The following is a 17,628-nucleotide window of genomic DNA, read 5'->3' on the forward strand; positions in this document are numbered from 1 at the left end:
CCCGGGGGCCGTCAGCACCTCGTCGCCGCGCTTCCCACTTGGCCACGGCGACCCGCGCCGGCACCACGCGAAGCGCACCGCCGGCACCAAGCGAAGCGCGTCCACCGCACTCCGTGACAGCGCACCGGCCGGCACGCCCTCGTCACGAGCCCGGGCACGAGCCCGGTCGCGAACCCGCCCCGCGGGGCGCCCGGCGGGCGGCATCCGCCCAGCGGCGCGCCCGCCCACACCCCTGCGCGCCCTCCGCCCCTTCGCTCCGGCGCAACGCTCCCGCTCCGGCGCAACGCTCCCGCTCCGGCGGCACGCGCCGCCCCGCCCGTCGCGGCCGCCCTCCGCCGAGTGGCGCGCCCGCGCGCTTCCGCCGCCCCCGACATGCGCCCTGCCCCGGCCGGTCCCGCCCGGCCAGAGTGACCGTTCGTCCACAGGTGGTGACCGGGGAGGCCGACGGTGGGGAAGGCCGGGCAGTCGCAGGACTCGGGCGGGCGGGAGCAAAAGAGCAGGCTCCGGGACCGGCGGCGGAAGGAGCGGGAGACGGGCGATCCCCCGCTGTCCGAGTCGGAGCGGCTGCTCTTCGGCGGCCCGCTGCGGTACGACATGGGCTGGAACCAGCACCGCGGCGCCTTTCTGGAGCTGAACTTCCGGGCCATGGTCACCGGGCTGCCCGCCCTGCTGGCCTCCAGCCTCCGGCTCGCCCGCCGGGCCGATCGGCGCGCCGCCCGGGCCGTGCTGGCCGCCGAGGTCGGCCGGGGCGCCGCCCAGGCGGTGAGCCTGCTCGCGGTCAACAGCGCGCTGGGCCGGCTGATGGGCGGCGGGCCGATCGAGGACCGGCTGCGCGGGGCCCTGCCCGCGCTGGTCGTCGTGGCGGCGGTGACGCTGGTCGCGGCGCTGCTGCGGGCGGCGACCACGTACGCCACCGGGCGTCTGGAGCCCAAGGTGGAGCGGGTGGCGACCGAGCTGTACCTGGAGCGCGCGGCGGCCGTGGAGCTGGCCGCGATCGAGGACCACGCCTTCCACAAGCTGCTGGACACCGCGCAGTACGGCGCCTCCTCCGCCCGCCGGATGATCGTGTACGGCACGCGCGTGGTGAACGCGGCGATCTCCCTGATCGCGGCGGCCGGCGTGCTGACCGTGCTGCACCCGGTCCTCCTGCCCCTGCTGGCGACGATGACGCTGCCCAGTGCCTGGAGCGCCCTGACCAACGCCCGGCGCCGGTACGCCTCCTTCCACACCTGGGTGCAGCACGCCCGCGCCGGCCAGCTGATCAGCGGCCTGCTCACGGAGCCCGAGGCCGCGCCGGAGATCCGCGTGCACGGCGTGGGTCCGTTCCTGCTGCGCCACTTCCGTGCGATGTCGGAGACGGCGGAGGCCGAGCAGGCCCGGCTGGCGCGGCTCTCGGCCCGTACGGGCCTGATCGCGGCGGCGTGGACGGGCCTGGCGACGGCGGCGACGTACGCGACGCTCGGCGGGCTGCTGCTGGCCGGGGCGATGGCGCTGTCGGTCGCCGGCACGGCGGTGATCGCGATCCGCACCGGTTCGGCGAGTCTGGACACGCTGGTGCTCGAGGTCAACCAGCTCCACGAGGAAGCGCTGTTCGTCGGCGACCTGGAGAAGCTGTACGTCGAGGCGGCGAAGCGGGCGATCCCGGTCGGCGGCCGGCCGCTGCCGGAGGAGCCGCGGGAGATCCGCTTCGAGAACGTCACGTTCCGTTACCCCGGCGACGCGGCGCGCCCGGCGCTCGACGACGTCACGCTCACCCTCCCCCTGGGCCGGATCGTGGCGCTGGTCGGCGAGAACGGCTCCGGCAAGACCACCCTGGTCAAGCTGCTCGCCGGCCTGTACACGCCCGAGAAGGGGCGGATCCGGTGGGACGACGTGGACGCGGCGACCGTGGACCGGCACCAGCTCGCCGAGCGCATAGCGATGGTGGCGCAGGACTTCAAGCGGTGGCCGTTCACGGCCCGGGTGAACGTCGCCGTGGGCCGCTCCTCGGTGCCGCTGAGCGAGGAACGCCTGGCCGAGGCGGTCGCCGGGGCGGGGGCCGAGAGGGTGGTCGCGGACCTGCCGCGCGGTCTGGACACCCTGCTGGCCCGCAACTTCAGCGGCGGCCACGAACTGTCGGGCGGCCAGTGGCAGCGGCTGGGGATCGCCCGGGCCGCCTACCGGCGTGGGCGCATCCTGATCGTGGACGAGCCGACAGCGGCGCTGGACGCCCGGGCCGAGCTGGAGGTGTTCGACCGGATCCGCGCCCTGGCCGACGGCGGGCAGACGGTCGTGCTGATCACCCACCGGCTGGCGTCCGTGCGGCACGCGGACCTGGTGCACGTCCTGGACCAGGGCCGGCTGGTCGAGTCCGGAACGCCCGAGGAGCTGCTGGCCGCCGGCGGCCTCTATGCGGAGTTGTACAAGCTGCAGGCGGAGCAGTTCACCGGGGCGCCCGCCCCGGTCGGGAAGGTGCCGGAGCCGAAGGCGGGCTGAGCCGCACGTCAGGCGGTGGCGTCGGTGGCGGCGTCACCGCGCACGATCACCAGGAACATGTCCGTCGCGAGGTCCATGACGACCTCCGCGGGCTGGCCCTCCAGACGCCGCGCCTGTGCGAACTCCTCCGCCGGCCACGAACCACGCGGACCGCCGGCGGGAAAGCGCTCGAGCACCGTTCGCCCGTTCACTCTGCACCTCCATGTAGCGCTGTACTCGTAGAGTTAAACGCCAACCATGGGGTGAACGCCTCGTGTAGTGACGGTACTGAGACGCAGTTGACACCTGTTCACCCTCAAGTGTGAAAAGCGTCTCAGCCCATCGGACGCTTTTCTCACTCTCCGTGCCGGTCGTCGCACTCGTCGTACCGTCGGATGATCCCACTTCCCGCAGGCGTCCCGGGAGCCGGCAGGTGCCCCTTCGGTTCCTCCCCTCCCCCGGCGCCCGGTGCGGTGGGGTCCGGCGGGCCGGTGTCCGAATTGCCGGGTCCACGTGTCCGGCGCCCGGAAGACGGCCGCCGACGCGGCGCCGCGCACCCGTTCCTCAGGTGTCGTACTCCTGGATGCGCCGGCCGTGGCCGCGGTCGACGAGCGCGGGCAGCCGCTCCCCCAGCTCCGCCACGACCGCCGGGACGTCGATGGTCAGCAGCTCCCGGTCGCGCATGAGGACCCGGCCGTCGACGACAGTGGTGCGGACGTCGGCGCACCGGGCGCTGTGGACCAGGGTCGCGGCGAGGTCGTGGACGGGCTGGGTGTGCGGGCCGGTGAGGTCGACGAGGACGATGTCGGCGCGGCGCCCCGGCGCGATGCCGCCGATGCGGTCCCCGAGCCCCACCGCCCGGGCGCTCTGGAGGGTGGCGTGGTGCAGGGCCTGACGGGAGGTCAGCCAGCGGGGGTCGCCCTCGGTGTACTTCTGGATCAGCGAGGTGAGCGTCATCGACTCCCACACGTCGAGGGAGTTGTTGGAGGCGGCGCCGTCGGTGGCGAGGCCGACGGGGACGCCGATGTCGCGCAGCGCCCGTACGGGTGTGGTGGTGGGCCAGGCGAACTTCAGGTAGCCGCGGGGCGCGGTGGCGACGGCGACCCGGCCGCCCGCCCGCTCCAGCAGCGGCAGGTCGCGCTCGACGATGCCCGTGCCGTGCGCGATGAGGACGTCCGTGTCGAGGATGCCGGTGTCGTGCAGGACCTCGACGGGGGTGCGGCCGTGCCGGGCGAGGCTGGTGTCGGTCTGGCCGCGGTTCTCGGCGGCGTGCAGGTGCACGGGCAGGCCGTGCTCGCGGGCGAGGCCGGCCGTGGCGGCGAGGTCGGCGTCGTCCACGGTGTAGGGGGCGTGCGGGGCGAGGGCGGTGGTGATGCGGCCGTTCGCGGAGCCCCGGTGCCGCAGCGCGAACTCCAGCGACTCCTCGCGTCCTCGCGGCCCCTGCGAGGAGAAGTAGGCCTGGCCCAGCAGCGCCCGCATCCCGCACTCGGCGACGACGGCGGCGACCGCGTCCATGGCGAAGTAGTGGTCGGCGAAGCAGGTGACGCCGCCGCGGATCATCTCGGCGCAGGCCAGCCGCGCCCCCAACTCGACGTCCCGGGCGGTGAGGTTGGACTCGACGGGCCAGACGACGTCGTTGAACCACTCCTCGGTGGGCAGGTCCTCGGCGAGACCGCGCAGCGCGACCATCGGCGCGTGGGTGTGACAGTTGACGAGCCCGGGCAGGGCGACCTGGCCCCGGGCGTCGACGCGCTCGGCGCAGGCCGTGTCACGGACGGCGTCCGCGGTGGTCACCGACTCCACGACCCCGCCCCGTACGACGATCGCGGCGTCCTCCTGGAACCCGATCCGTTCCTGGTCGTCGTGGACGAGGACGGTGCATCCGGTGATGACGAGCTCGGCGGGACCGTCCGCGGGAGAAGGAGTCATCACGCCACCGTACGACCGGGCCGCCGGGCGGCGTGAGCCGAACCGCCCGCCCCGTCGCGGGTCCGTCGCGGGGCGGACGGGGCGAGCCCCCTGGCCCCGCCACCCGCCCGCGGCTTCCGGAAGGAGCCCGGCATGCTCCTCGCAGGGATTACGGCCGAGGCGCGCAGGGCGACGGCTCGCGCGGGTCCACGGCCCAGGCGCCCGGGGCGACGGCCGTCAGGGGGAGCGGGGCCGGTGGCCGCGGTGGGCGTCCGGCCGTCCCGGGACACCCGGCGCCGGACGGCACCGGACGGCGCGGGGGGACTCGGGCACGGACAGCCCGACGCGCTCTTGATGTCCGGCGAGTTCGCCGAGGAGGGCGGCGATGCGTTCGGTGTGCCGGGGCGGCAGACGGCCCGTGTCGTCGAGGTGCACGGCGGTGGCGGTGGTGGTGTCCACGAGCCGTTCGAGGAGGGCGGCGACCTCGTCCGCGCCCTCGGCGTGCCGGGCGAGGGCGGGCAGCTCGTGCGCGGTGAGGGTGATGGCGGTGCGGGCCTCGGCGAGGGTGCGGTAGGCCTCGCGACGCAGGGTCCAGCGGGTGGCGCGGTGGCCGGAGGGGGTGCCGGAGGTGCCGGTGCGCGGGCCTTCGGCCTCGGCGAGGACGTGGGCGAGGTACGCGTGCGCCGCGCCGCCCGCCGCCGCGAGCCGGGCCCGCACGCCCGCGCCCCGCTGCCCCGGGATCGTCAGGTGCCCGACGAGCAGGACGATGGCGCAGGCCAGCAGCGTCTCCCCGATCCGGCCGGCGGAGGCCTGCGGCTCACCGCCGGCCATCACCAGGGCCAGGACGAGGACGGTGACGACGGCGGTCTGGGCGGCGAAGTGCCGGGTGGCCACGGGGATGAACGCACCGCTGACGGTGACGAGCGCGATCAGCCCCTCGGGCCGGGGCAGCACCGCGGCGAGGCCCGCGAACAGCAGGGCCCCGGACACGGTCCCCGCCGCCCGGTTCAGCACCCGCGAGGCCAGCGGCCCGAGGTCGGGCTTGACGAGGAAGACGGCGGTGGCCGGCAGCCAGTACCAGTGGTCGTGCTGCCCGTACCACCCGGTCTGGTGCAGGGCCTGGGCGACGGCCGCGCTCACCCCGAAGCACAGGGCGACCCGCAGCCCGTACTCGCGCCCCGCGCTGCCGAGGGCGGCCCGCACCAGGTCCCCGGCGCCACGGCGCCGGGTGTGCAGGTCACCGCCCTTGCCCCGGTCGAACACCTCGGCGGCGTGCAGCAGGGCGTCGTCGAGGGCGCGCAGGGCGGGGACGGACCGCGAGGGCGCGGGCAGCGGTCCGGCGTGCATGTTCTCGCGTACGGCGGCGGCGAGCCGCCGGGGCCCTTCGCCGGCCCGTTCGGAGACGGTCTCCCCGGCCCAGGCCAGCGCGGTGGCCGCTTCGGCGAGCGGCAGGGCGGCGGCGTACCGGGCGTGCAGCCGCCGCTCGGCCGCCGAGGAGGCGCGGCGCCGCAGCCGGGGCCCGGCGAGCGCGTCCTGCGCGTGGTCCAGAGCGGCGGTGAGCGCGGCCCGGCGCTCGGCGGCCCGGTCCGTGCCGGCGGCGTCGAGCAGCTCGGCGACGGCGTCGTACACGCCGGCCACGGCCTGCCGCTCCCCGTCGAACCGGAAGTCCCCGGCGAGGGAGCCGGGCGTGGGCAGCGCCAGCCGCAGCACGAGCAGCCACCCGGCCCCGGCGAGAAAGGCGAGCGCCCGTTCCCACCCGCTCTCCGGCAGTGGCATCCCGGCCCCGACGGCGGCGGCGACGAGCAGCTGCGTGCCGGCCGCGGAGGCGACGGCCCCCGCGGCGCTGATGCCGCCGGCGACGAGCCCGAGCCCGGTGAACAGCATCGTCAGCACGACGGCACCGGCGTGCTGCCCCGCGTACGTCCCGACGAGCAGCCCGGCCGCCCCCGCCAGCGCGGGCACCCCGAGCCGCTTGACGGAGGCCCGCCGGCTGCCGGGCCGGTCGTTGATCCCGGCCAGCATGGCCGCGACGGCGGCGACGACGCCGAGGGAGGCGCGGTGGGCGAGGACGGCGGCGAGCAGCAGGGGCCCGGCGGCGAGCGCACCCCGGATGACCGCATTCCACGGGACGGGCCCGCGCTGGGCGCGCAGCGCGTGGGCGAGCCAGGGCGGAGGTGCGGGGACGGCGCGGCGGAACACAGGGCTCCTGTCGTCTGGTCGAGGGCGGGGGTGAGCCTTCGGACGACGGTGGCCGGGCCGGGGGTGTGGTGTCCACGGTACGGGGTGTGGCCGGTGGGGCGGGAACGGGTGTGTTTCCGGGGGATGACGATCGGCGGACGAGGGGCGTCGGGCACGCCCACGGCCGGGAGCGGGCCCGGGATGCGGACGGGGACCGTCGTCCCGATCACGGCGGCGCCCGGCGGGGCCGCGCGGGCGGGTCCCCTCCTGCCGCACCCTCGCCGCAGACCCGGCAACCTCTCCGGCCCCGGTGGCCGCTGCCACCGGGGCGGCGTCCGGGCGATCGGCCACCGCAGCCCGCCGGCGCCGGGCTGGCCCGCACCGGGCTGGCCCGCACCGGGTACAGCTACGTCCTCTCCCCCGGCGGTACCGGCTGCGGCGGTCCCCTCAGGCTCGCCGGCATCCACGGGGAACGGCTGACCGTCGACGGCGTCGCCGTGCGGCCGGACGTCGTACAGCCGACCCGCGTCCGGTTCGCCCGGCACTGAGGCGGCCCGAGAGGTCCGGCCGGGTCCGGCTTCCGTGTGCCGGGCGGCCGTCGGCACGCGGTGACAGGTGCCCGCCCTCCACCGGGAACAGCGGGCTCCGGCCGCCGCCCGCTGCGGGGTGTCCCCGGTGAAGTCAGCGCTGCCCGGCCGCCTCCACGGCCCTGCCCAAGAACGCCTCCGCCTCGGTGACGCCCCGGGTCAGCACGTCCGGATCCGGTGTCAGACTCCCTGTGATCCGGTCGACTCCGGCGAGGCCGGCCCGCTCGACGAGGCCCTTCTCGTTGGTTACCCATGCGCCGCGCGCCGCCAGCACCGCGTGCGCGGTCTGCGCCGTGGCGACGGCGATCGCGCCCGCGACCTGGGTGAGGGCACCCCTGGGGGCGTGGCCCGCCTTGGCGTAGGCGAGGGTGGCGGCGGCCGTGCCGTGCCAGCGCCCGGGAGCGGTCCCGCGCAGCGCGGGCGGGTACGCGGTGGGCTGCCGCAGCGTGCCCCGCAGCACCTTGTCGACCGCGAGTTCGGCGACGACCAGATAGCTGGGGATGCCCGCCAGGTGGAACAGCAGCGGCTCGACGCGGAAGCGGCCCTCCTCCGCCTCCGCCCACTCGTGCTCCACGACGTCGAGATCGCGGTAGTGGACGTCCACGCGCCGCCCCTCGACGGTCAGCCAGGCGCCGCCGTTGAAGACGCCGCCGCCCCAGTCCCCGATCCCGCAGACCTCGCCCTCCCAGCCGACCGCGCGCAGGTCGTCGGGATCGAAGTCGCCCCGGTAGTAGATCGCCAGGTCCCAGTCGCTGTCGGGGCGTTCGGTGCCCTGGGCGCGGGAGCCGCCGAGGGTGACGGCCTCCACGGCGGGGAGGGAGGCGAGGCGGTCGGCGGTGGCGTCGAGGAAGGCCTGGTCCGTGGGCGAGGGCACTGCTGCGCCTCCTGGCGGTCGGTCGGCTGGGACAGGGGGACGGGCTCGTCGTCGCCCGAAGCGTACGGCGGCCCCGGACGTGTCGCGACGCCTCCGGGGCTTCCCCGCGTCCCGGGTGCGGGCCGCCGGCCGTCGGGCGGGGCGGAAATCCGGATGCGGCCGTGCGCCGGGACCCGGATGATCGGTGGGCTGCGTCCCCGGCCGGTCCGCGGGACGCCCTCCCCGGCCGTCCGGCAGATCGGAGTCCCCATGATCGACCGCGTCACCGCCCCGGATCCCTTCCCGCCGCCCGCCTGCTCCCACGCGTCCGTGGCCGAGGCGGGGGCCCGGCTCGCCTTCCTCGCCGGGTCCGTCCCCCTCGACACCGACGGGAAGCTCGCCGGGCCGGGGGACCCCGTGGGGCAGGCGGAGTGCGTGCCGGCCGATCCCGGTGCGCAACCGCGCGCGGCGGGCAGCGGCTTCGCCCACGTCGTGGGGACGGACGTGTACGTGGTGAGCAGTGGTCCGGCGGTGCTGCCGGCCGTCTGGGACGTCGTGGAGGCGTCCGGGCTCAGTGCCGGTCCCCACGTGCCGACGCTGATGGGTGTGGCGTGCCCCGGGTACACCGGGCAGTCGGCGGAGATCACGGCGACGGCCGTCGTTCCGGACCGGCCGGGAGGGTCGTCGTGCTGATCGAGCACCGCGGGCGGCGTCCCGTCGTCCCCGAGTCCGCGTACGTGGCGCCGACGGCCGTCCTCAGCGGGGACGTCGTCCTCGGTGAACGCGCCCGGGTGCTGCACGGGGCCGTCCTCAGCGCGGAGGACGGGCGGATCCGCGTCGGCTCGGACGTCGTCGTCATGGAGAACGCGCTGGTGAGAGGGCGCGCGAAGCACCCCGCCGTCATCGGCGACGCCGTGCTCGTCGGTCCGCACGCCCATGTCAACGGGGCGACGATCGAGGACGGGGTGTTCGTGGCCACCGGCGCCTGCGTCTTCCCCGGCGCCGTCGCGGGCGCCGGCGCCGAGCTGCGGATCAACAGCGTGCTGCACGTCAACTCCGTGCTGGCGCCCGGAAGCGTCCTGCCGATCGGCTGGATCGCGGCAGGGGCGCCCCGCGCCCGGCTCTTCGCCCCGGGTGAGCACGACGACCTGTGGCGGGTGCAGGAGGGGCTCGACTTCCCCGGAACCGTGTACGGCGTCCCGCGCGGCACCCCGATGCGGGACCTCATGGCCCGCCAGGCCGACTTCTACGGGGCCCACCGCGACGACCTCGTCCTCGATCCCCCTCCCACCGGGCACCCGGTGGCCGACGGACCCGGACCACGACGGTGACCGCCGGCTCCCCCGCCGTCCTGCGCGCCGCGTCCCCGGCCGACGCCGGGGCGGCGGCGGAGGTCTGGCTGCGGTCCTTCGCCGCCGCCCTGCCGGACGTCGTGCGGCCGCGGTCCGACGAGGAGGTGCGCGGGTACTTCCGGGAGGTGCTGGTGCCGCTGCGGGAGACCTGGGTGGCCGAGGCGGCGGGCCGCGTCGTGGGCGTGATGGTGCTCGAGGACGGGGAGCTGTCCCAGCTGTACCTCGCGCCCGAGTGGCGCGGGCGCGGACTCGGCGACCGGTTCGTCGCGCTCGCCAAGGAACGCCGCCCGCACGGGTTGGTCCTGTGGACCTTCCAGGTCAACCGGCCCGCCCGGCGCTTCTACGAGCGGCACGGCTTCGTGGCCGTCGCGTGGACGGACGGCAGCGGCAACGAGGAACGGGAACCGGACGTGCGGTACGAGTGGCGTCCCGCCCGGCCCCCGGCCGGCCCCCGCGCCCGCCGCTCCGGCGACGCCTCGGGGTGACTCCTCCCCCGGCGCGGCGACGGCGCGGGCCGTCGGCGCGCCGCACCGCCCGGACGACGCTCCTCCACCTCACGGGGCCGTGGCCTGCGGCAGGCCCGCCGTCCGCGCCGCCGTGCGCAGCACCTCGCGCAGCATGGCGGGGGTGAGCCGGCCGGTGAAGGTGTTGCGCTGGCTGACGTGGAAGCAGCCGAAGAGATCCAGGCCGTCCAGGGCCACGTGCGCGCCGTGGGCGAAGGCGGGGCGGGGCCGCGGCACGGTCCAGCCCGCCTCGGCGAACGCGGGCAGCGCGGCCTGCCAGCCGAACGCGCCGAGCACGACCACGGCCCGCAGCGCCGGCCGCAGCAGGTTCAGCTCCTGCACGAGCCAGGACCGGCAGGTGTCCCGTTCCGCGGGGGTGGGCTTGTTGGCGGGCGGGGCGCAGTGCACGGGCGCGGTGACCCGGACGCCGTACAGCTCCAGGCCGTCGTCGGCGTGCACGGACGTGGGCTGCGAGGCGAGGCCGACGTCGTACAGCGCCTCGTACAGCACGTCCCCCGAGCGGTCGCCGGTGAACATGCGGCCGGTGCGGTTCCCTCCGTGGGCGGCCGGGGCGAGTCCTACGATCAGCAGCCGGGCGTCGGGCGGCCCGAAGCCCGGCACCGGCCGGCCCCAGTACGTCCAGTCGGCGAAGGCCGCCCGCTTGGTCCGGGCCACCTCCTCACGCCAGGCGACCAGGCGCGGGCAGGCCCGGCAGCCCGCGATGCGCCGGTCGAGTCCGGAGAGGGCGGTGGAATCCATGGGTCCACGGTAGGGCCGGGGTGCCTCCCCGGATCACCCCGCTCCACGATCACGCCGCCCCGCTCCCGGTGGCGTGGTCACGGTGCACGGGGCAGGGCCGCCCGTCGGCACGGCGACGCTCCCGCGGATCCTCCCCGCCGGCCGTCCTCCCCGCCCGTCCGGCCGGCGGGGAGGACTAAGGTCGAAGGCATGGCTTCTGAGGGCACGGAGTACGACGAGACGGACGGGACCGGCGACCGGGCGACCGGCGACGGGGCGGTCGGTGAGGCGCGGAGCGGGGAGGCGGGCCCCGGGGACCCGAGGGCCGAGAGCCGCGGAGCGGGAGACTCCAAGGCCCTGGACCCGAAGGTCGCCGCGGCGGTGGCCGCCGCCGAGGCCGCCGGCCCGCAGAACGGCGAGACCGTCCGGATCGACAGCTGGATCTGGTCCGTACGCCTGGTCAAGACCCGTTCGCTCGGTGCCGCCGCCTGCCGGGGCGGGCATGTGCGGGTGAACGGCGAGCGCGTGAAGCCCGCGCACTCCGTACGCGTCGGCGACGAGGTGCGTCTGCGGCAGGAGGGCCGGGAGCGGATCGTCGTCGTCACCCGGCTGATCCGCAAACGGGTCGGCGCCCCGGTCGCCGCGCAGTGCTACGTCGACAACTCTCCGCCTCCCCCGCCCCGCGAGGCCGTCGCCCCGGCCGGCATCCGTGACCGCGGCGCGGGCCGCCCGACCAAGCGGGACCGCCGCGAACTGGAGCGCCTGCGCGGCCTGCTCGGCCCTGGCGGAGGAGTCGGCAAACCCAGGCCGTGAGCTCCCTCGTCCGGCCGCGACCGTGCCGGGACGCGCCCCACCGCGGGTGACGTCTTTGCCTCCGCTCGGTACGGGCCGCCCCGCCGGTACGGGCCGCCCCGCCGGTACGGGCGACCCCGCCCGGCGGGGCGGTGGGGCCGGGGTCCGTCGGAGCCGGGCGCCGGTGAGGCGTCCGTACGACCCGCCCGCCGACGGCCCCGGTACCACCGCTGCCGACCGCACAGCGGCGCCCGGGGACGGGCCTCAAGCCCTCCCGGACGCCGCCCCTGGGCGGCTTCACCCGCGTCGCCGCACCAGCCGCAGCAGATCCGCGTTGTGCCCGCGCCGCGTCCAGGCGACGAGGGCGAGCGGCACGATCAGGACGAGCGGCGTCGCCGCGTACTGTCCGTCGAAGACGGCGATCTGGACGACGAACGCCCCCGCCATCAGGGCGCTCAGCGCCATCGCCGCCACCGACTGCAGCACCGGGACCAGCAGGGCCACCGCTCCGGCCAGTTCGAGCGCGCCGATGACGTACATGCCCGCGCTGCCCCAGCCGAGCTCGTCGAAGGACTCGACGGCCGACGGGTGCGCGATCAGCTTGGGCAGGGCGCTGGCGATCCCGAAGAACAGGGCGAGCAGCACCTGCAGTCCGCGCAACGCGAGCCGGGCCCACCGCCGGCGCGGGGGCGCGGAGCCGGTGACGACGGTGCCCGGCGACACGGAGGCGGCGGAGGCGACGCGGGCAGTGGTCTCGGACATGAGGTCTCCTGGGGGAAGCGGTCCGTGGTGCTGTCGGAGAGACAGACCGTCCACCGCCCCGGAACTCATCGCCGCCGGGCGGGTCTTCCACCCGCCCTCTAGCCCGCGGCCACCGCCCGTACCCATGTCCGATCCGGCGTCAGATACCGGTCCACCCTCAGCCCCGCCTCCCCGAGCACCTCCTCGAACTGCTCCTGCGTCAGCGGCCGGGACCGGAACGTCTGGGTCCATGTCGCGTCCGGGAACACGTACTGCGCGTGTACCGAGTCGACCCCGTCGCCGACCGGTTCCACCGACACGATCCGCACGGTGAAGCCCGCGGGGTCCACCCGCTCGCGCGGCACCTTCGTGTGGTAGTCCTCCCCCTCCCGCTGGATCAGCACGCAGCCGCCCGGCGCCACGTGCCGGACGCAGGCGCGCAACAGCCCCCGGCGCACCTCCACGTCCCCCGTGTGCACGAGGAACGACGCGAGCAGCACCACGTCGAACGTCTCCCCCAGGTCCAGCTGCTCGATGGGAGCGCATATCGTCCGTGCCCCGCGCACCCGCTCCAGCATCTCGGCGGACTCGTCCACCGCCGCGACCGTGAACCCGCGCTCCAGCAGCGCGTGCGTCACACGCCCCACACCGCTGCCCAGCTCCAGGATGCGCGCGCCCGCCGGCACGGCGCCGGCGATGACGTCCGGTTCGTCTCCCACCGGCAGCCGCGAGTACAGCTCCACCGCGCAGCCGTCCGGGGTGATCGCCCCGGGCCCCGTCCCCTCGTACCCCTCACGCCTTTTCAGCTCCATGCCCATCGAACGGACCGCCTTCGCACTCCCGTTCCCGCCCGGCCCCGGTTCACCCGACCGGGTGACGACGGCCGCGGCGCCGAGCGGGCTTGCCCGTGCGCTCCGCGCATCCCTTGGGGACATGCGGGGCGAAGAGTACGGTGCAGGGAGGAACGGTGATCGCGATGCGTACGGGCAGTGAGCCGGCGACCGCGCGCAGTGCGCTGCGCGCGCGGTTCTGGCTGAGCGTGTGGGGGCTGGTCTGGGCGGTCGCCGGAACAGCCGCGTTCGCGCTCGCCGGGCGGCCCGGCTGGGCCCTCGCCTGCGGGGTGCTGTGGCTGGTCGTCACGATCGACCTGGCCGTGGTCCTCAGGCACATCCGCCGGGGTCCCCACTACCAGCCGGGCCCCGACGTCCCGCCGTACAGCCCGCCGGACGGCCCCGGCCTCCCGCCGCGGAACCGCGGCACCCCGCCCCGCCGGCCTCCGCAGGAGCGGCCGTGACACACCGGCACGGGCCGGGCACACACCGGCACGAGTCGGGACCGCACGGACACGGGCCGGGACCGCCCGGCGGTCACCCGCACGCGCTCACGCGTCGAACCGCGCCGCCTTCAGGTACTGCGGGTTCGGGTCCAGCGCGGCCGCGAGGCGGAAGTGGCGCTTGGCCTGGTCGGGGCGCCCCTGGCGCTCGTAGGTGCGGGCCAGGGCGAAGTGCGCGAACGCGTTGTCCGGCTCGCGCTCCAGGACGATGGAGAACTCCAGCTCGGCGGGCCGCAGTTGCGCCGCCGCGAAGAAGGCACGGGCACGCAGCAGCCGCGCGGCGGTGTTCTCCGGGTGTGCGGCGATGACCCCGTCGAGCAGTTTCACCGCACCCCGTGGGTCCCGCGCGGCGAGCAGCTGCTCGGCGGCACGGAAGTCGATGACGTGCGTCTCGGGGGTGCGTCCGGTCGATCCGCTGGTCTCGGGCACGGCAGAGTCCTTCCCTCACTGAAGGAGTCCAACGCGCCGGCACGAGGTCGCTATTCCTGCGGCGACGACGAGGGCATGGGCGGGCGGGCGCGGCGGACCAGCTCCGCCCACACGTCCCCGACCCGGCGCTCCAGCTCGTCCAGGGGCACGTCGTTGTCGATGACGATGTCCGCGATCCTCCGGCGCTGCTCACGCGTCGCCTGGGCGGCCATCCGCGCGCGTGCGTCCTGCTCGGTCATGCCGCGCAGCCGGACGAGTCGTTCGAGCCGGGTCTTGGTGCTCGCCTCGACGACGATCACGACGTCGTACAGCGAGGCCAGGCCGTTCTCCGTGAGGAGCGGAACGTCGTGGACGACCACGGCGTCCTCGGCGGCGGCCTCCTCCAGTTCGCGGGAGCGCCGGCCCACCAGGGGGTGCACGATCGAGTTGAGGACGGCCAGTTTCTCCGGGTCGGCGAAGACCAGGGAGCCCAGCTTGGGCCGGTCCAGGGCGCCGTCCGCGGTGAGCACCTCCTCGCCGAAGGCGTCCACGACGGCCGCGAGCCCGGGCGTCCCGGGCGCGACCACCTCACGCGCGATGCGGTCCGCGTCGATCAGCACGGCCCCGCGCTCGACGAGCAGCCGTGACACCTCGCTCTTGCCGGCACCGATGCCGCCGGTCAGGCCCACCTTCAGCATGAGCGGAAGCTTAGGCCCTGCCGCCGAGGGGGCGCCCCTCGCCCTCTCGGGGACCACCGGTCCCGCGAGGCCCGGCTCCCCGGCCCCTCAGCCCTCCCCTTCCCGTTCCGCCAGGAACCGCTCGAACTCCTGCCCGATCTCCTCCGCCGAGGGGATCTCCACCGGCTCGGCGAGCATGTTGCCCCGCGTCTCGGCGCCCGCGGCGGCGTCGTACTGGTGCTCCAGGCCCTGGACGAGCGCGGTGAGTTCCTCGTCGCCCTCGCGGATCTGCCGGTCGATCTCGGTCTGGGTGCGGTGGGCCTCGGTGCGCAGGGCGTGCGCGATGCCCGGCAGGACCAGCCCGGTCGCCGCCGTGATGGCCTCCAGGACGGTCAGTGCCGCGTCCGGGTACGGGGAGCGGGCGATGTAGTGCGGCACGTGCGCGGCGACGCCCAGCACGTCGTGCCCGGCCTGCATGAGGCGGTACTCGACGAGGGCCTCGGCGCTGCCGGGCACCTGGGCCTCCTCGAACGGGCTGCGGTGGCCCGGGACGAGGTCGGCCCGGTTGCCGTGCGGGGTGAGGCCGACGGGCCGGGTGTGCGGGACGCCCATGGGGATGCCGTGGAAGTTCACGGACAGGCGGACGCCGAGCCGCTCCACGATCTGCCGGACGGCCGCGGCGAAACGCTCCCACTCCACGTCCGGTTCGGGCCCGGACAGCAGCAGGAAGGGCGCTCCGGTGGCGTCCTGGACGAGCCGCACCTCGATGGCGGGCTCCTCGTAGTCGGTCCAGCGGTCGCGCTTGAAGGTCAGCAGCGGTCGGCGGGCGCGGTAGTCCACGAGCCGGTCGTGGTCGAAGCGGGCCACGACCTGGTGGGGCAGCGAGTCGAGCAGCCGGTCGACGATCTGGTCGCCGGTCTCCCCCGCGTCGATGTATCCGTCAAAGTGGTAGAGCATGACAAGGCCGGCCGACTCCTGGGCGAGCGCCATGTCCACCACGGCCAGGCCCTTCGGCTCCCACGTGTACAAACCCTGCGGATCAAGCACAGTGACCGCTCCTCCTCGTGTTCGTACTCCACAACGTGATCCAGGGCACCCGCATTCCCGGCCGGCGCGATCTTCGTCCTCCGCTCGCCGCGCCGTTCACGCCGCCGCGCACGCCGCTCGCCGCCGTGCGCCGCTTCGAGGAGGCCGGGAACGCGACTGTGGGCCCACCCCGAGGGGTGGGCCCACAGTTGTCGGCTAGTGCCTGGCGGTGAGCGTCAGCTCTGGCCGCCGGCCAGCTTCTCGCGCAGCGCGGCCAGCGCCTCGTCCGACGCCAGGGCGCCGGAGTTGTCGCCGCCCTCGGAGGAGTACGAACCGCCGGACGCGGCCGGAGCGGCGGCCTCGCCACCCTCGGCAGCGGCCTGGGCGTCCGCCTCGCGGGACTTGATGACCTGCTGCTGGTGCTGCTCGAAGCGGGCCTGCGCCTCGGCGTACTGGCGCTCCCACTCCTCGCGCTGCTTCTCGTAGCCCGGCAGCCAGTCGTTGGTCTCCGGGTCGAAGCCCTCGGGGTAGATGTAGTTGCCCTGGTCGTCGTAGGACGCGGCCATGCCGTACAGGGTCGGGTCGAACTCGACGACCGACGGGTCGGCGCCGAACGCCTCGTTGGCCTGCTTCAGCGAGAGGCTGATGCGGCGGCGCTCGAGGTCGATGTCGATGACCTTGACGAAGATTTCGTCGTTGACCTGGACGACCTGCTCCGGGATCTCCACGTGGCGCTCGGCCAGCTCGGAGATGTGGACCAGACCCTCGATGCCCTCGTCCACGCGGACGAACGCACCGAACGGAACCAGCTTCGTGACCTTGCCGGGCACGACCTGGCCGATCTGGTGGGTGCGGGCGAACTGCTGCCACGGGTCTTCCTGGGTCGCCTTCAGCGACAGGGAGACGCGCTCGCGGTCCATGTCGACGTCGAGGACCTCGACGGTGACCTCCTGGCCCACCTCGACGACCTCGGACGGGTGGTCGATGTGCTTCCAGGACAGCTCGGAGACGTGGACCAGACCGTCGACGCCACCCAGGTCCACGAAGGCACCGAAGTTGACGATCGAGGAGACGACGCCGGAACGGACCTGACCCTTCTGGAGGGTGGTGAGGAACGTCTGGCGGACCTCGGACTGGGTCTGCTCCAGCCAGGCACGGCGGGACAGGACCACGTTGTTGCGGTTCTTGTCCAGCTCGATGATCTTCGCCTCGAGCTCCTTGCCGACGTACGGCTGGAGGTCGCGGACGCGGCGCATCTCGACGAGGGAGGCCGGCAGGAAGCCACGGAGGCCGATGTCGAGGATGAGACCACCCTTGACGACCTCGATGACGGTACCGGTGACGATGCCGTCCTCTTCCTTGATCTTCTCGATGGTGCCCCAGGCACGCTCGTACTGGGCGCGCTTCTTCGAGAGGATCAGGCGGCCTTCCTTGTCCTCCTTCTGGAGGACCAGGGCCTCGATCTCGTCGCCGACGGCGACGACCTCGTTCGGGTCGACGTCGTGCTTGATCGAGAGCTCGCGGCTCGGGATGACACCTTCGGTCTTGTAACCGATGTCGAGCAGGACCTCGTCCCGGTCGACCTTCACGATGACGCCGTCGACGATGTCGCCGTCGTTGAAGTACTTGATCGTCTCGTCGATCGCGGCGAGGAAAGCTTCCTCGTTACCGATGTCGTTGACCGCTACCTGCGGGGTGGAAGCGGTGGTCTCGGTGCTGCTCGTCATGTGGAAAAGGGCTCCGGTACGGACATTAAGTCGTAGGTACTGCTCACGCTGGAGCCCGTTTCGCTCTGCAGAAGCCGGACAGCCAAGGAAGCGCCTCACCAGCGAACCGGCGATGGCGCCTCGACAACCGAGGGGACATACAACAGATGCGAGCGCGACCTGCTACGTCTGAGGTGCGCAGGCCCGCAGCGCAACTTGTAGCATACGGGGGCAGCCGGGCATGGTCAATGCGCGAAGCCGCACACCCGGGGCGGATCGCCGCATTTCCGGCACAAGTCCTGCCTTTTGAGGCCGTGCGGACGCCCGCGCGGGCCCCGTGGCGGCGCCACCGGGCCGGGCTGGACGGAAGAG

General features: G+C 74.9%; 17 protein-coding genes. 6 read left to right on the forward strand and 11 right to left on the reverse strand.

Going from position 1 to position 17,628, the window contains the following annotated elements:
* Positions 1-594 precede the first annotated feature (594 nt).
* Positions 595-2,475, forward strand: coding sequence for an ABC transporter ATP-binding protein (locus AB0L29_RS05635; RefSeq protein WP_365824064.1), 1,881 nt, complete (start codon positions 595-597; stop codon positions 2,473-2,475).
* 8 nt (positions 2,476-2,483) lie between these two features.
* Here AB0L29_RS05635 and AB0L29_RS05640 read toward each other — a convergent pair whose 3' ends face one another.
* The 4 genes from AB0L29_RS05640 to AB0L29_RS05655 all read right to left on the reverse strand — a co-directional run bounded on the left by AB0L29_RS05640 (position 2,484) and on the right by AB0L29_RS05655 (position 8,001).
* Entirely contained in the window at positions 2,484-2,666 is a 183-nt protein-coding gene (locus tag AB0L29_RS05640; RefSeq protein ID WP_365823656.1) for a hypothetical protein, read from the reverse strand.
* A 352-nt stretch (positions 2,667-3,018) separates the two neighbouring features.
* Entirely contained in the window at positions 3,019-4,383 is a 1,365-nt protein-coding gene (locus AB0L29_RS05645) for an amidohydrolase (protein ID WP_365823658.1), read from the reverse strand.
* Between the two features lie 216 nt (positions 4,384-4,599).
* A complete protein-coding gene (locus tag AB0L29_RS05650; RefSeq protein WP_365823660.1) occupies positions 4,600-6,561 on the reverse strand; it encodes an FUSC family protein in 1,962 nt (653 codons plus the stop codon).
* A 660-nt stretch (positions 6,562-7,221) separates the two neighbouring features.
* Positions 7,222-8,001, reverse strand: coding sequence for a nucleotidyltransferase domain-containing protein (locus AB0L29_RS05655; protein ID WP_365823661.1), 780 nt, complete (start codon positions 7,999-8,001; stop codon positions 7,222-7,224).
* A gap of 249 nt (positions 8,002-8,250) precedes the next feature.
* Between AB0L29_RS05655 and AB0L29_RS05660 the strand changes: the two genes are divergently transcribed.
* The 3 genes from AB0L29_RS05660 to AB0L29_RS05670 are packed head-to-tail and all read left to right on the forward strand — an operon-like array spanning position 8,251 to position 9,817.
* Positions 8,251-8,673: a RidA family protein gene (locus AB0L29_RS05660; protein ID WP_365823663.1), complete on the forward strand. Its 423-nt coding sequence runs from the start codon at positions 8,251-8,253 to the stop codon at positions 8,671-8,673.
* Entirely contained in the window at positions 8,667-9,311 is a 645-nt protein-coding gene (locus tag AB0L29_RS05665) for a gamma carbonic anhydrase family protein (RefSeq protein WP_365823665.1), read from the forward strand. Before AB0L29_RS05660 ends, AB0L29_RS05665 begins: the two co-directional genes overlap by 7 nt.
* On the forward strand, positions 9,308-9,817 hold the full coding sequence (locus tag AB0L29_RS05670) for a GNAT family N-acetyltransferase (protein WP_365823667.1): 510 nt from the start codon (positions 9,308-9,310) through the stop codon (positions 9,815-9,817). Before AB0L29_RS05665 ends, AB0L29_RS05670 begins: the two co-directional genes overlap by 4 nt.
* 69 nt (positions 9,818-9,886) lie before the next feature.
* On the opposite strand, the gene AB0L29_RS05675 is transcribed toward AB0L29_RS05670, so the two are convergent.
* On the reverse strand, positions 9,887-10,594 hold the full coding sequence (locus AB0L29_RS05675; RefSeq protein WP_365823669.1) for a uracil-DNA glycosylase: 708 nt from the start codon (positions 10,592-10,594) through the stop codon (positions 9,887-9,889).
* A gap of 189 nt (positions 10,595-10,783) precedes the next feature.
* Between AB0L29_RS05675 and AB0L29_RS05680 the strand changes: the two genes are divergently transcribed.
* Positions 10,784-11,386 carry an RNA-binding S4 domain-containing protein gene (locus AB0L29_RS05680; protein WP_365823671.1) on the forward strand — a complete coding sequence of 201 codons (603 nt, stop codon included), beginning with the start codon at positions 10,784-10,786 and terminating at the stop codon, positions 11,384-11,386.
* Between the two features lie 276 nt (positions 11,387-11,662).
* Here AB0L29_RS05680 and AB0L29_RS05685 read toward each other — a convergent pair whose 3' ends face one another.
* Both AB0L29_RS05685 and AB0L29_RS05690 read right to left on the reverse strand, forming a co-directional pair.
* Positions 11,663-12,127 carry a DoxX family protein gene (locus tag AB0L29_RS05685; RefSeq protein ID WP_365823672.1) on the reverse strand — a complete coding sequence of 155 codons (465 nt, stop codon included), beginning with the start codon at positions 12,125-12,127 and terminating at the stop codon, positions 11,663-11,665.
* Between the two features lie 98 nt (positions 12,128-12,225).
* The gene (locus AB0L29_RS05690; RefSeq protein ID WP_365824065.1) at positions 12,226-12,918 is read right to left on the reverse strand and encodes a class I SAM-dependent methyltransferase; all 693 of its coding nucleotides are present in this window, start codon (positions 12,916-12,918) and stop codon (positions 12,226-12,228) included.
* 164 nt (positions 12,919-13,082) lie between these two features.
* Here AB0L29_RS05690 and AB0L29_RS05695 point away from each other — a divergent pair, with 164 nt between their 5' ends.
* Positions 13,083-13,400: a DUF6343 family protein gene (locus tag AB0L29_RS05695; protein WP_365823674.1), complete on the forward strand. Its 318-nt coding sequence runs from the start codon at positions 13,083-13,085 to the stop codon at positions 13,398-13,400.
* Positions 13,401-13,487: 87 nt separating this feature from the next.
* On the opposite strand, the gene AB0L29_RS05700 is transcribed toward AB0L29_RS05695, so the two are convergent.
* From AB0L29_RS05700 to rpsA, 4 genes are all read right to left on the reverse strand, one after another.
* Complete coding sequence (locus AB0L29_RS05700) at positions 13,488-13,868, reverse strand: tetratricopeptide repeat protein (RefSeq protein WP_365823676.1); 381 nt, start codon at positions 13,866-13,868, stop codon at positions 13,488-13,490.
* Between the two features lie 50 nt (positions 13,869-13,918).
* Entirely contained in the window at positions 13,919-14,545 is a 627-nt protein-coding gene (gene coaE, locus AB0L29_RS05705; RefSeq protein WP_365823678.1) for a dephospho-CoA kinase, read from the reverse strand.
* Positions 14,546-14,632: 87 nt separating this feature from the next.
* Positions 14,633-15,571: a PAC2 family protein gene (locus AB0L29_RS05710; RefSeq protein WP_365823680.1), complete on the reverse strand. Its 939-nt coding sequence runs from the start codon at positions 15,569-15,571 to the stop codon at positions 14,633-14,635.
* A gap of 215 nt (positions 15,572-15,786) precedes the next feature.
* Positions 15,787-17,277 carry a 30S ribosomal protein S1 gene (gene rpsA / locus AB0L29_RS05715; protein ID WP_365823682.1) on the reverse strand — a complete coding sequence of 497 codons (1,491 nt, stop codon included), beginning with the start codon at positions 17,275-17,277 and terminating at the stop codon, positions 15,787-15,789.
* Positions 17,278-17,628 lie beyond the last annotated feature (351 nt).

Source organism: Streptomyces sp. NPDC052701, assembly GCF_040678355.1.
Taxonomy (GTDB): Bacteria; Actinomycetota; Actinomycetes; order Streptomycetales; family Streptomycetaceae; genus Streptomyces.